The organism is Metabacillus dongyingensis, assembly GCF_019933155.2.
GTDB classification, from domain to species: Bacteria; Bacillota; Bacilli; order Bacillales; family Bacillaceae; genus Bacillus_P; species Bacillus_P dongyingensis.
The window spans coordinates 1,702,117-1,715,023 of the sequence record NZ_CP082944.1 but is presented as its reverse complement, the minus strand read 5'-3'; the positions used below and the strand labels follow the sequence as shown (position 1 = coordinate 1,715,023).

13 protein-coding genes are annotated in these 12,907 nt (G+C 41.0%); 5 read left to right on the top strand and 8 right to left on the bottom strand.

The genetic code is table 11. The annotated features are described in order from the left end of the window. Window positions 1-10 precede the first annotated feature (10 nt). The 6 genes from K8L98_RS08460 to garR form a co-directional block, all read right to left on the bottom strand. Window positions 11-964, bottom strand: coding sequence for a DUF4097 family beta strand repeat-containing protein (locus K8L98_RS08460; RefSeq protein WP_223441202.1), 954 nt, complete (start codon window positions 962-964; stop codon window positions 11-13). After that, a complete protein-coding gene (locus tag K8L98_RS08455; RefSeq protein ID WP_223441196.1) occupies window positions 961-1,521 on the bottom strand; it encodes an HAAS signaling domain-containing protein in 561 nt (186 codons plus the stop codon). Before K8L98_RS08455 ends, K8L98_RS08460 begins: the two co-directional genes overlap by 4 nt. Beyond that, window positions 1,508-1,837 (bottom strand): PadR family transcriptional regulator, encoded by a 330-nt coding sequence (locus K8L98_RS08450; RefSeq protein WP_223441193.1) that lies wholly within the window; start codon window positions 1,835-1,837, stop codon window positions 1,508-1,510. Before K8L98_RS08450 ends, K8L98_RS08455 begins: the two co-directional genes overlap by 14 nt. A gap of 289 nt (window positions 1,838-2,126) precedes the next feature. Next, the gene (locus K8L98_RS08445) at window positions 2,127-3,485 is read right to left on the bottom strand and encodes a GntP family permease (protein WP_223441190.1); all 1,359 of its coding nucleotides are present in this window, start codon (window positions 3,483-3,485) and stop codon (window positions 2,127-2,129) included. A gap of 110 nt (window positions 3,486-3,595) precedes the next feature. Continuing rightward, window positions 3,596-5,014, bottom strand: a complete 1,419-nt coding sequence (locus tag K8L98_RS08440) for a four-carbon acid sugar kinase family protein (RefSeq protein WP_420828862.1) — start codon at window positions 5,012-5,014, stop codon at window positions 3,596-3,598. A gap of 10 nt (window positions 5,015-5,024) precedes the next feature. After that, on the bottom strand, window positions 5,025-5,915 hold the full coding sequence (gene garR, locus K8L98_RS08435) for a 2-hydroxy-3-oxopropionate reductase (RefSeq protein WP_223441184.1): 891 nt from the start codon (window positions 5,913-5,915) through the stop codon (window positions 5,025-5,027). A gap of 228 nt (window positions 5,916-6,143) precedes the next feature. Between garR and K8L98_RS08430 the strand changes: the two genes are divergently transcribed. Beyond that, window positions 6,144-6,794, top strand: a complete 651-nt coding sequence (locus K8L98_RS08430; protein WP_223441181.1) for a GntR family transcriptional regulator — start codon at window positions 6,144-6,146, stop codon at window positions 6,792-6,794. Window positions 6,795-6,957: 163 nt separating this feature from the next. Here K8L98_RS08430 and K8L98_RS08425 read toward each other — a convergent pair whose 3' ends face one another. Beyond that, complete coding sequence (locus K8L98_RS08425; RefSeq protein ID WP_223441178.1) at window positions 6,958-7,338, bottom strand: HTH domain-containing protein; 381 nt, start codon at window positions 7,336-7,338, stop codon at window positions 6,958-6,960. Window positions 7,339-7,616: 278 nt separating this feature from the next. Between K8L98_RS08425 and K8L98_RS08420 the strand changes: the two genes are divergently transcribed. The 4 genes from K8L98_RS08420 to K8L98_RS08405 all read left to right on the top strand — a co-directional run bounded on the left by K8L98_RS08420 (window position 7,617) and on the right by K8L98_RS08405 (window position 10,932). Further along, the gene (locus K8L98_RS08420) at window positions 7,617-8,600 is read left to right on the top strand and encodes an ABC transporter substrate-binding protein (protein WP_223441176.1); all 984 of its coding nucleotides are present in this window, start codon (window positions 7,617-7,619) and stop codon (window positions 8,598-8,600) included. Between the two features lie 12 nt (window positions 8,601-8,612). Beyond that, a complete protein-coding gene (locus K8L98_RS08415) occupies window positions 8,613-9,584 on the top strand; it encodes an ABC transporter permease (RefSeq protein WP_223441174.1) in 972 nt (323 codons plus the stop codon). Further along, on the top strand, window positions 9,577-10,371 hold the full coding sequence (locus tag K8L98_RS08410; RefSeq protein ID WP_223443275.1) for an ABC transporter ATP-binding protein: 795 nt from the start codon (window positions 9,577-9,579) through the stop codon (window positions 10,369-10,371). The genes K8L98_RS08415 and K8L98_RS08410 overlap by 8 nt, the downstream gene beginning before the upstream one ends. Window positions 10,372-10,575: 204 nt before the next feature. Then, window positions 10,576-10,932, top strand: a complete 357-nt coding sequence (locus K8L98_RS08405; RefSeq protein WP_223441172.1) for a hydrolase — start codon at window positions 10,576-10,578, stop codon at window positions 10,930-10,932. 42 nt (window positions 10,933-10,974) lie between these two features. On the opposite strand, the gene abc-f is transcribed toward K8L98_RS08405, so the two are convergent. After that, window positions 10,975-12,852, bottom strand: coding sequence for a ribosomal protection-like ABC-F family protein (gene abc-f / locus K8L98_RS08400; RefSeq protein WP_223441171.1), 1,878 nt, complete (start codon window positions 12,850-12,852; stop codon window positions 10,975-10,977). Window positions 12,853-12,907: the final 55 nt, after the last annotated feature.

Below are 12,907 nucleotides of genomic sequence, written 5' to 3'. Positions count from 1 at the left end.
GGCTTTTATTTTACCTCAGCTGAAAATCTCCAGAGCTGGTCCGTGCTTTTATCGTATATTTCCCTGAACCGATTTTCCCCAGTATCTCATCTTCCGATTTTTCCTCATAGCTCAAGCCATCTAAATCAACTGTTCCTTCGCCAGAGCCTCCTTTAAAATCGACCGAAAGGGAATCTGGCTTCTCATCCAATTCAATGGTAATTTCTCCACTTGAAGCCTCGGCATCAATGTTTCCTCTCAGTTTCTTGTTTTCGATGTGAATGTCTCCCGATGAAGAATCTGCTTTTACAGAACCAGCTGCATTTACAACATTTATATCTCCTGAAGATGTATAAAGAACTGTCTCTTTTGCCTTCTGATCCCGAATCATTAAGTCACCGCTTTCCGATTTCAAATCTAAAGCAGCTGCTGAATTAGAGAGTAACTGAATTTCTCCGCTGGAAGTTTTAAGAACCGTTTTTCCTTCAGAAGCTGAACTGTCCATTCCAACATCCCCGGATTGCGAATTCAGAATGATTTCCTTTGACTTAATACCAGAAGCTTCTATATCACCCGAGGACGTTTTCGCATTGATCCTGTCAAAAACCCGTTCCGGCAAGTAAACATCAACATTCGTATCCACAATATTGATGCCGAAGTTAAATTCGATTCTGTCTTCCCCTGATAGACTAATATCAAGTGTTTTGCCGTTTTCATCTATATCTAATTGAAAGCGGTCGCTGTATTTCTTGTTTGCTTTTCCATTCAGTTCCACCTTAATATCCTCATCAGAAGTTTGGTGAAGAGTAAGATCTGCTGAAGTTAAATCAATCTCAATGTTTTTAATATCCTTATTTGCAATGATCTTTTCATCAAACACTTCTTTTGTGTTAAAAGAAAATCCCCCAGACGCTCCCGCTGTTGCAACTGTGCCCGCTATCCCTGCAGCAAGCAATAAAAGCAAGCCATAAACCAATTTTTTCATACTGCCCTGTCTCCTTTAATCACTTTTAAATTGAATTTAATGTACCTCAGAATTAAATGGTAAAAATATTTTCCTACGTATATCATTCCGATGCTCATTAAGAGACCAAGGCTGACTAAAGTCAGCGAGAAGAAAAAATTGAATGCAAAGTTTTCGATGCTAAATCCCATGAACGATGAAGCCATAATGCCAAATGGTGATAGGGTAAGTAAAATGGCCACCGCACAAAGTGCCAGATACGTTCCAAGAAGCGCTGCAACAGGACCTGCAATAAAAATAATGTTAAAAAAGCTTAAACTGACCGCTGCAAAAATAGCCCGAAACATGTTGGTCGCCGTTTGATCTGATTCTGCCTTGCTGATAAAGTAGTCCGCAAGCAGTTCCCTTGCAATCACATTCGGATCGCCGAGCTCTCCTGCTAATTCCTTTTCGCTTTTCCCATCGCTTGCGCCAATCTCGAAATGCTCCTGGTAGTCATAAAGCATTTCATGCCTTTCTTTTTCCGGTACTCTGCTCAGCAGAGAATCCAGTGTTGATAAAAATTCATTGTTCCTCATCCCCTGTGCCCTCCTCAATAAATTGATTAACTGAAAATGAAAACTGCTTCCACTCTTCAACGAGCATATTCATGTTTTTTCTCCCTTTTTCCGTCAATGAATAATACTTCCTGGGTGGTCCTTCTTTTGATTCGGCAAGGTACGTTGTTAAATATTCTTCTTTCGTCAGCCTTCTCAGAAGTGGATAAAGCGTCCCTTCCGCCACCTCAATCTTGCTCGATATGCTTTGTGCAAGCTCATAACCGTACCGATCCTTCTTGGAAATAAGAATCAGCACACAAATCTCTAGCACCCCTTTTTTAAATTGCACATTCAATCTTGTTCACCTCTTCTGTGCTTAGTACTGAATATAGTATAGTAGTTAGACACCGTGTTTATGTCATTTAATTCCATGTACTAATAATATAATACAGTAGTGATTAATGCAAGGTACTGAACGTTACTTTTTTTACTTATTTTCTTTCATTGTTAGTTCGAATTTTCTTTTACCGCAACACATTCATTTTAGTTGAAGAACTCATCAGCAAGTTCACCTCAATAAAAAACCCTTGCCGATACGTTAATTGTATCGGCAAGGGCTATTATTAAAATAGAGATGGATCATATTAAATAAACAAATCAAGCAGTAAAACCATAGCAAATGCCGAGAAGGATAAGATTGTTTCCATGACAGTCCACGTTTTTAGAGTGTCTGGTACTGACATGTTAAAGAATTCCTTAATCAGCCAAAATCCTGAATCATTTACATGAGAAAGCATAATCGATCCTGCTCCTACTGCCAGTACTAATAGTTCCGGGCTGACGCCTGGAGTTACCAAAGCAATTGGAGCAACAATTCCCGCTGCTGTTGTCATAGCAACTGTTGCAGATCCGACCGCAGCGCGGATCAATCCAGCAATTGCAAAGGCTAAGAAGATTGGAGAAAGGCTTGCGCCAGATGCAAATTCTGCTATGGCATCACCTACACCGCTTGTAACAAGGATTTTATTAAATCCGCCCCCTGCTCCGATGAGAAGGACGATTGACGCGACAGGTCCAAGACAATCATTCGTAAAATGCAGAATTTGTTCTTTATTATATCCGCGTGCAAATCCAAATGAATAGAATGCAAATACAAGCGCAATCAGCAATGCGATGACTGGACTGCCGATAAATTCAACCCAGTATCTAAGCAAACTTGTTTCAGGCAAAGTCAAACCGGCTACTGTAGATATAAGCATTAGAATAACAGGAAGTAAAATGGTAAATAGAGTAATCCCGAATTTTGGAAGTTCTTTATTTTTAGATTTTGTTAATTGATCAGCTAATTCTCCAGTAGGTTCAACCTTTACTCTTTTGGAAATCCATGAACCGTACAAAGGACCGGCAACTGCAGCTGCAGGAAGAGCAACAACCAATGACAGCAAGATTGTTTTTCCAATATCAGCCCCAAAGATGCCGACAGCAAGCATTGCTGCAGGATGCGGAGGTACAAGACTGTGGACTACCGCTAGTCCCGCTACTAGTGAGAGACCTATTTTAAGCAAAGAGGTTCCTGTATGCTTGGCTATTACAAAAACAAGCGGAATTAATAAGACGACCCCGACCTGGAAGAAGACAGGAATCCCGCAGATAACAGCCACAACCATCATCGCCCAGTGGACATTTTTTTCACCGAAAATTTGAATGAGAGTCCGTGCGATCCTTTCAGCACCGCCTGACTCGGCAAGCATTTTACCAAGCATTGTCCCAAGTCCTATCACAATCGCGATAAATCCTAATGTACTGCCGACACCGGCTTCAAATGCTTTTAATATTTCGGGAAGCTTCATTCCTGATATAAGCCCCATAAACACTGCTGAGACAATAAGTGCAATGAACGGGTTGACTTTAAATTTGGCTATTAAAAAAATTAATCCTGCAATTGCGATAATCGCATATAATAGTAAGCTTGCATTATGACTTAAACCAAATACAGAATCCATTGTTAATCCCCCTTTAAGCTCAATGTTTTTATAGAAGTAACCGTTTTCATTCTTTGTCTGACCTATGGCATGTAAACACCTGAGGTCAGAAAGTACGTTCAAAATACATCCTAGTTCAACAGTTCAACAACTTCCCTTAATGAAGTTTTGCTGCCTACGTTTCCCGGAAACACGATATATGGCATTCCTGGAAATTTACTTTCATTCCCAGTCTTCCAGACGGGAATTCCAGGCTGAATTTGGCCGGCTACCACAGCTCTTTTTACTTCAAGGCCATTGGTGCCTACATCGCTTGATGTTATACCGCCTTTGGCTATAAGGTAGTTAGGTCTAATCTTTAATTGTTTGACGATACTTGTCACGGCTTCCGAGATTTTAACAGAAAGCTTTAACTCTTCTTCCTTTCTTTCTTCCCCAAGATCAAGCCGTTCTCTTCTTGTATAAACAGCCACAGTTTCTCCTGAATTCAGAAGGTTTTCACATGTCTCTATGACTCTGCTGATTTCTGAACGGAACTTTTCTGGATCTAATACAAGATGACAGTCAAATTCTATAAACTTGATAGACTCTGCCTTTCTCAGTTCAGCAAGCTGGTCAGTTGTTTTTTGCACATGGGAACCAATAATAATTAATCCCCCATTACCTGACTCTTCTATAATAAGGTCTTCTTTTGATAGAAGCCCTTTATCCTTTATGCCGCCAATAACTTTAGTAAAGGCTGCAGCACTTCGGAACATAAAGTTTTTCCCTGCTCTAATTGCATCAATTAATGCTATGGAAAATATTTTCACATCGACATAATCGACTGCATTCACAATAACCTTGTTAAAATCCTGAACTGAAAGCAGCTGGTTTTTGATGGTTTCAATATCAAGTGCCCTTAAGCTTTCCAAAGAAATATAGACAGCCGATTCAGCCTTGAAATCTCCATTTGATTTTTCCTCAGCCCACTTGCCTAAATGTGAATGGGTATATCCAAATGTCCTGTCCTTGGCGAATTCAGTTTCTCCAGCTGGAATCAGCTCCTCGTTGTCCTGAACATAGTGAACATTGCCGATTGTGAAGCGGCCGCCTTCCTTAAAGAAGGGGATAATCACTTCTCCGTCAAAACGCGAGGCAGAGGCGGCTTCAGTCGTGTCCTTCAATACCTTTGTTTCTAATGGATAATGCCCCCTAAGAGTTGAGTCACCGCGGCTGACAATCATATATTCCTGATTATGTTTCTTTGCAGCTGCCAGGATATTTAAGGCTATCTCTTTATGAGCCCTCTCCGTTTCTTCTGCTGTAAAACCTCTTGAATTTGTTAAAAGAAAAAATATAGAATTTGTTTCTTTAAATCCCTTTTCTATGCTTTCCATTGACCAGTCTGTGTAGACCGAAACACCGTGAACAGTCTGAACTCCAGTAGGATCATCATCCAAAACGATAATTTTTTTATTCAGCTCCAAAAGCCGTGCATCAAGCATTTTAGAAACAGTGCTTTCATTTACTTTCGGAATTCTTTGAAATACCGCTTTACTTATTCTCATGCTCATTTTATTACCCCCTTACTTCGACATTTGCGAGTTTTTCAAAATATTGAACAATGCCCCCGTGGTCTTCAGCTGCTTTTCCATCGACCTTCAAAGTGTGAAATATTTCTAATAATTGACTGGACAGCGGCATTGGTACACCAATTTGATGAGCTGTCTCCATCACATTTGTCATATCTTTCAAGTTGATGTCAATTCTTCCTCCAGCTGCAAAATTCCGTTTCAGGATTAGTGGAACTTTAGCATCAAGGACAGCACTTCCGGCAAGTCCGCCTCTGATTGCCTGATACATTCTTTCAACGTCAATACCTGCTTTTGCCGCAAGCACCAAAGCTTCAGACATGGCTGCAATATTTAAATTAACGATAACTTGATTAGCTAATTTCGCCGTGGTTCCGCTTCCATTTCCGCCTACTAATGTCACTTCAGAGCCCATTGCATATAGAACATCCTTTACCTTTTCAAAAATCTCTTCCTTACCGCCAGCCATAATGGCTAAAGTTCCATCTATTGCTTTAGGTTCTCCTCCGCTTACTGGGGCATCCAGCATTTCAACACCTTTTTCAGCTGCTGCCTCTGCAAGCTCTTTTGATATTACAGGTGAAATGGAACTCATATCTATAATCACAGTACCTGAGTTCGCTCCGCTCAAAACACCATTTTCTCCCAAAATCACTTGCTGTACATGCTGTGAAGCAGGAAGCATTGTAATGATGATTTCACAGCTTTCACTCATTTTTTTTGGAGATTCAGCCCCAATGGCACCTGACTTTACTAATGCTTGCACCGCATCCTTGTTAATATCGTTAACTGTGACTGAATACCCCTTTGATAATAGATTTAATGCCATTGGTTTTCCCATAATGCCCAACCCGATGAAACCGATTTTTTTCAACATCCTATTTCCTCCTAATCTGCTAATCACTTATTTTGATAGGTTTGTAAATCTAAAATCTGAATACGCTTTCATATTTCCTATAATGCGATTGTATACCATTACATTAATTTTGTATACATTTTTTTAATTTTTGTATTCATTATTGATTAAATTGTTTAGCTTATACATTTATTCATCATTTTTTGTTACTATAATTGATAATTGGTTTTTGAATTAGGAGTGAAAGCTATGAGTAAAAACAAAGGAAAATCTCGGCCTGCTTACCATCAAACATATGAAGTGATTCGTGACAGGATTTTAAATGGGGATATTCCGGGAGGAACGAAAATTGTAGAAGAAAAGCTCGCAGCTGAACTAGGCTACAGCCGTACTCCTATCAGAGAATCTCTTCGCCAGCTGGGATATGAGGGTCTCATTGTAAATAAAAAGGTTGTCCAGCCTACTGAGAAGGATTTGCGTGATTTATTCCAGGTTCGCATTCTTTTAGAAGGGTTTTCTGCCCGGTCTGCTGCAACATATTTGCCTGAGGAAGACTTAATATCCCTATCTGAATGCATTAATATTGGAAGAGAAGGAACGACTGATGAAATCATGTCTGCTAATGAACGCTTTCATGAAATTATCGTTCATTCCACTGGTAACTCTATGATGATTGATACCATCAACAGAATGCAGTCAATTATTTATCTATTCCGCAAGACAGTGGTTCTTTACAGCCGCCCTCGTTTAATTGATGAACACGAAGAAATTTATGAAGCAATAAAATCAAGAGACGGGCAAGAAGCCGAGAGCCTGATGAAAAATCATCTTCAATCAGATCTTGAATTTTGTTTACATATTCTTAGCTATAATCAAAATGAAAAAAAAGGAAGCAAATGAGTGTCTTAATTCATCTCATTTGCTTCTTTTTTTCCCTTGAAATGATTACTTGTATTGGGCTCCAAATTTTTAGAAAGGGTAAAACTATTCCTTATTCCTTCCATGATAATAATTTTCTCCAAACAGCAAAAAAACCCCGGTTACCCCGAGGTTTCTCATCCGTCTATTTGGATAACAGCTGCAGAATCATCTCCGCATCTTTTTCTCTCACATTCATTTCATCCGCAAGCTTCGCAGGATTGCCGGCAAGCGACGGACTTTTTTTTAGGGCAGCAAGCGCCTGATAGCAAAGACAGATCGGCGTTTTTTCAATGCGGGTGCTGATAATTCTGCATACCCCGCTCTTCTTCGACTGAATAGCCCCGAACTGCTCGAGCTGATCGAGCTTCTGAATGGCAGATCGCTTTGAAACGCCTAGTTCTTCAGAGAGCTCGCTGATTTGATAGTTCACATTCCCATCCGCATCCCGTTTGACAAGCAAATAACCTAATAGTTTTGAATATAACCTTGATAGATTGACTAATGCTCTGTCATTAATGTTCATATACCGGCCACCTAATCCAATCTGTTGCAAATAAGTATACATATTGTCTTAGGACGAATGTTTCATATAATCATTTTGTAATATAGTTTTCATTGTTTTGTTATAAATTTGTGAGTTATTAGGAGAATCTTAAGCGAAAAATACTGCCAATGACCTAAAAAGAGCAGAAATTTCAGTTAAATCTGAAAATAATGATTGAAGAAAACGAAACATGAGTTATAATTTAATGAATAAAAGCATAAAAGCGTAAAAGTAGAATAAAAAATGGGGGTATTACAATGAACTGGAAAACAAAGCTTGGCATGAGTGCCGCAATCTCAGGAATGATTCTTGCAGCAGGCTGCGGCAGTAAAGATACAGCGGGAAGTGCTGGAAGTGAAAAGACCTATCAAGTCGGGGTTACTCAAATTGTAGAGCACCCTTCACTCGATGCTGCACTTGAAGGATTTAAAAAAGCGCTTGATGAAAAAGGACTGAAGGTTGAATATGATGTTCAAATTGCTGGCGGCGATCAAAACAACAGCCAGACGATCGCAAGCAATTTTGTCGGAGATGACGTTGACCTTATTTTCGCCAACTCAACACCGAGTGCTTTAAGTGCTCTGAATGCAACAAAGGATATACCGATTGTCTTTACATCCGTAACAGATCCTATTGGAGCAGGACTTGTTAAAAGCTTTGAAGAGCCTGGAGCAAATATCACAGGCACAACCGATACTCATCCGGATGCAGTTCCAAGTACGGTCAAATTTATTGATGAAAATGTTGAAGGCAATAAAATTGGGATGATATACAATTCAGGAGAACAAAATTCAGCTGCCCAAATAGATCTTGTTGAAAAAGCGATTAAAGGTACTGATTTAGAAATCGTGGAGTCATCTGTCTCAACTTCCGCGGAAGTCAAACAAGCTGCTGAAGCACTTGTCGGAAAAGTGGATGCTTTCTATATCATAACGGATAACACCGTCGTTTCTGCACTGGAATCGGTTATCTCTGTAGCAGGCGACGAAGATATCCCTCTATTTGTAGGAGAGCTTGATTCAGTGGCGCGCGGAGGATTTGCAGCTTATGGCTTTGACTACAACGACATTGGCTATGAAGCGGGATTAAAAGCTGCCGATATTTTAGCCGGCAATAAGAAAGCAAGCGAAATACCTGTGGAATACCCGCAGAAGCTGAAACTTCAGATCAGCAAAAAAGCTGCTGAAGCGATGAATGTTGAAATTAAAGAAGAATGGGAAGATGCAGAAATTATCGACTAAGGAGGTCTTATCATGTTTACTGCTCTTTTCTCGTCCGTCGAATCCGGACTGATTTACGCTATTATGGCGCTCGGTGTTTATCTTTCATTTCGAATTTTAGATTTTCCCGATTTAACTGTGGACGGCAGCTTTGTAACCGGAGCTGCCATATGTGCAGCAATGATCGTAAACGGCATTAATCCATTTATCGCTACGCTCGCAGCCCTGCTTGCAGGGTTTGCAGCGGGGTGTCTGACGGGCATCCTTCACACGAAAGGAAACATTAACCCGCTGCTTTCCGGTATTTTAATGATGATTGCCCTGTATTCAATCAATCTGCGGATCATGGGACAGTCAAACGTCCCTCTTCTTCAAGAAAGCACAGTCTTTACTGCCTTGCTTGATGGCTGGAACCAGCTTGGTATTGACTCTTTCATGCAATCATTCTTTCTTTCTGTCGGTCTTGAAAACTTTATTCCTAAAACATGGTCCATTCTTATTGCAATGCTGATCCTTATTTCATTTATCAAGTTAGTCTTGGATTATTTCCTGAAAACAGAAGTCGGCATCGCCATTCGTGCAGTCGGCGATAACGAAAAGATGATCGCAAGTTTTTCAGCTAATACCGACATGATGAAGATTATTGGTCTTGGTCTGTCAAACGCTCTTGTAGCTTTTTCAGGAGCATTTATTGCTCAGTATTCCGGATTCAGCGATGTCGGCATGGGAATCGGAATGATCATTATCGGTCTTGCATCCGTGATTATCGGTGAAGCCCTTGTTGGAACGAAAACCATTATCCGGGCAACACTAGCGGTCATTATTGGTGCGATTGTGTACAGGATGATTATTGCACTCGCCCTAAGAGCCGATTTCCTTGAAACGGGAGACATGAAAATGATCACCGCATGTATCGTCATTGCAGCGCTTGTCGTTCCGCAGGTGCTTGCCAAGCGGAAGCGGAAAAAAGGCGGCTTGAGAAAGAGTGGTGTCAAAATTGCTTGAATTAAAACAGATTGAAAAAGTGTTTAATGAGGGATCACCAGATGAAAAAAAGGCTTTAAACGGCCTTTCTCTTTCTCTGCAAAAAGGAGACTTTGTTACTGTCATCGGCAGCAACGGTGCTGGAAAATCGACTCTTTTAAACGTCATTTCCGGGAGAATCTTTCCGGATGAAGGCGATGTAGACATAAACGGAAAAACCGTCAGCTTCGTCCGCGAGCATAAACGCGCGAAGTACATTGGACGTGTTTTTCAGGATCCTATGGCCGGGACTTCTCCAGCTTTGACCATTGAAGAAAACTTGGCCATTGCTTATTCTCGCGTGAAAAAAAGATCACTCAGACCCGGTGTTACCTCCAAACGAAGAGAATACTTTAAAGAACAGCTTGCATCACTTGGCCTGCGGCTTGAAGACAGACTGACCGCAAAAGTAGGTTTGCTGTCTGGCGGAGAAAGGCAGGCCCTCTCCCTGCTGATGGCGACGTTTACAAATCCCGATATTCTTCTCTTGGATGAACATACAGCTGCTCTAGATCCGGCACGTGCTGAGCTGATTACACAGCTCACTAAAAAACTTGTCACAAACGGCAGCCTGACTACCTTGATGATTACTCACAATATGCAGCAGGCAGTTGATCTCGGCAATCGCCTGATCATGATGGACAGCGGACGCATTATCTTTGAAGCAGAAGGCGAGCAGAAGAAAAAACTGACCGTAACAGCTCTCTTAAATGAGTTTGGGAAAATAAAAGGAAATGGATCTCTTTCTGATAAAGTGATGCTTAGTTAGAAAAGGAAGCGCCTCCCTCAGTGGGGACATGGCAGAAAATGATTCGACAGTAACATCCGGGTTGGTCTTTTTGGGAATTGGTTCTGACCAAGATGCTAAATATTCATGCTCCCTAGTACTTACCATAATTCTAGTCATTTCAGGATTAGCTTTCTCTCTTTAGTGGTAAATGCTTACTAAAGCCACTAAAGGAGTTGAACTAAGATGGAACAAGAAAAACGAACTTATTTTGTCGATATTGCCAGCGGAGAAATCCTTGAATACCCGGTCGAATCCAGTCCAAGCTTTAAAATTTTTGCAAATCCATCCGAACTGAATGAATTGAAGTCGTATTACAGTGAAAACAGTGCTGCGGATTTTCAAACGTTTCAGCGCGCACAGGTTCCGTTTCGCGAATACCATCATGATGCCGAAAATAAAGCTTATGATGATTCAATGAGAAAGATTTATGCCATGATCTACATGCTTGGAGACGCGGAAGCGAGACGCCATATTGAAGAGCACGGCATTTTAAAAGACAATCATGCCAACAATCCTGATGAAGTGGAAAATTTCAAATAAAGAAAAGGTCCATTGCAGATAGGCAATGGACCTTTTCTTTATTCAGCTGATCGCTTCAAGCTGTTCATATAACCATTCAATCTGCTTTTCTTTTTCTTCCTTCAGTCTGTTCAGCTCCATCAGCTGCGCAAGATCAGTCAGCGAAAGCATCTGTTCTTCAAGCCGGAATAATTCGTTTTCATGCTGTTCGATCTGTCTTTCAATTTCTGCTGATCCTGGAGCCTGTAAAACATCGTTTGATTTTTTCACCGCAAGCTTTGGAACTTCCCTTGAAGGTACCTCTTTTTCAGCCAAGTGCCCCTTCATCTTTTCCCGTGCCCAGGAGTAGTTACCATCAAATGAATGAAGCCGTTTTTCATAAATCCAAAACGTTTTTGTGAAAAGTTTGTTCAGAAAATACCTGTCATGGGAAACAGCGAGGATGGTACCGTCAAAATGTTCAATTGCTTCCTCAAGCACTTCCCTTGAATCAATGTCCAAATGATTGGTCGGTTCATCCAGAATGAGAAAATTAAGATCCTTCTGCATCAGCTTAGCCAGCTGGATTCTCATTCTTTCTCCCCCGCTTGTGTTTTTCATTTTTTTAAAGACAGCAGACCCGTAAAATAAAAATTTTGCTAATATATGGCGTGCATCGTCCTCTGAGACAGACAAATCTTCCCTGAAATAATCGATGATCGAAACTTCTGCATCTGTGAGAATAAGCTGCTGGGAGAGGTAGCCTATTTTCACGCTGCTGCCAATCCGCACACCTGCATCATCAGGCTCATGCTCTCCCATGACCAGTTTCAGCAGCGTTGACTTGCCTGAACCGTTTTCTCCGACTATTGCCGCCCTGTCCTTATAGGAAAGCTGCATGCTGACATTTTCAAACACCAGTCTTCTTCCAAAGGTTTTTGTTACTTTTTCAAAGGTCAGGACTTTTTTGCCGCTTCGGTCAGACCCTTCAAAATGGAGATCCATTTTCCTGTGATTCAAAATAGGCTTTTTTAATTTCTCCATCCGCTCAAGTGCACGCTCCATATTCCGTGCACGTTTGTGCAGTCCCTCATTTGGAGGATTTGCCTGATTAGCCCATTCTCTCAGTCTTTTAATGGCTTCTCTCATTTTCTTCACTTTCTTTTGCTGATCCTGATAAGCCTGAAATTCAGCCATCAGCCTCTTTTGTTTTTCCGAAATGAAGCCTGAATAATTGTGATGGTATACTGTGACCTCCCCATCTTCTAGGTCGATGATTTTTGCAGCCACTTCATCTAAAAAGGCCCGGTCATGGGAAATGACAACAACCGTCCCTTTATATTCTTTTAAAAAGCCTTCAAGCCACTCTACAGCAGCTATATCAAGATGATTAGTCGGCTCATCAAGTAAAAGGATCTGGGGTGCCTGAAGCAGCATCAGACCAAGGGACACCTTTGTTTTCTCTCCGCCGCTGATTTTGTCAAAATCCGATTTCAGAAGGGGCTGCAGCTGAAGCCCGTTTGCAACGGCGCTGATTTTGGCATCCATCTCATATCCGCCCTGATTTTCATATGTTTCCTGGCAAATGCCATATCGTGCAATTGTTTTTTCCAATTTATCAGGATCCTCTGTTTCAGACATCTCCATTTCAAGCTGTGCAAGCTCGTTCGATAAAAGATTTAACTCGGCAAAAGCTTGTCTCAGAACCTCCTCAACCGTTGTTCCGGCGGGGAACAACGGAATTTGGGCGAGATATCCGACCTTCATCCCTTTTCTGATTGAAATCGTTCCTGCGTCAGGGTGCTCGATTCCTGACAGACATTTAAACAATGTCGTTTTTCCCGTCCCGTTTCGTCCTACAAATCCGATTTTTTCATTTTCATTTATTTCAAAGGATAAATTTTCAAAAATAAGCTGGCTTCCATATGATTTTGCTAATTGGTGAACTGAACATATTGTCATAAGTAACATCTCCTTTTATTTAAAAAGCGGAATTGCCCGTTTAGCTCGGAAGACA

Bases quoted from the DNA above. Each gene is read 5' to 3' on its own strand.
- K8L98_RS08440 (WP_420828862.1), bottom strand. From the start codon at position 5,014: ATGAGAATAAGTAAAGCGGTATTTCAAAGAATTCCGAAAGTAAATGAA.
- K8L98_RS08430 (WP_223441181.1), top strand. From the start codon at position 6,144: ATGAGTAAAAACAAAGGAAAATCTCGGCCTGCTTACCATCAAACATAT.
- K8L98_RS08445 (WP_223441190.1), bottom strand. From the start codon at position 3,485: ATGGATTCTGTATTTGGTTTAAGTCATAATGCAAGCTTACTATTATAT.
- K8L98_RS08460 (WP_223441202.1), bottom strand. From the start codon at position 964: ATGAAAAAATTGGTTTATGGCTTGCTTTTATTGCTTGCTGCAGGGATA.
- K8L98_RS08405 (WP_223441172.1), top strand. From the start codon at position 10,576: ATGGAACAAGAAAAACGAACTTATTTTGTCGATATTGCCAGCGGAGAA.
- K8L98_RS08455 (WP_223441196.1), bottom strand. From the start codon at position 1,521: ATGAGGAACAATGAATTTTTATCAACACTGGATTCTCTGCTGAGCAGA.
- abc-f (WP_223441171.1), bottom strand. From the start codon at position 12,852: ATGACAATATGTTCAGTTCACCAATTAGCAAAATCATATGGAAGCCAG.
- K8L98_RS08425 (WP_223441178.1), bottom strand. From the start codon at position 7,338: ATGAACATTAATGACAGAGCATTAGTCAATCTATCAAGGTTATATTCA.
- K8L98_RS08420 (WP_223441176.1), top strand. From the start codon at position 7,617: ATGAACTGGAAAACAAAGCTTGGCATGAGTGCCGCAATCTCAGGAATG.
- garR (WP_223441184.1), bottom strand. From the start codon at position 5,915: ATGTTGAAAAAAATCGGTTTCATCGGGTTGGGCATTATGGGAAAACCA.
- K8L98_RS08415 (WP_223441174.1), top strand. From the start codon at position 8,613: ATGTTTACTGCTCTTTTCTCGTCCGTCGAATCCGGACTGATTTACGCT.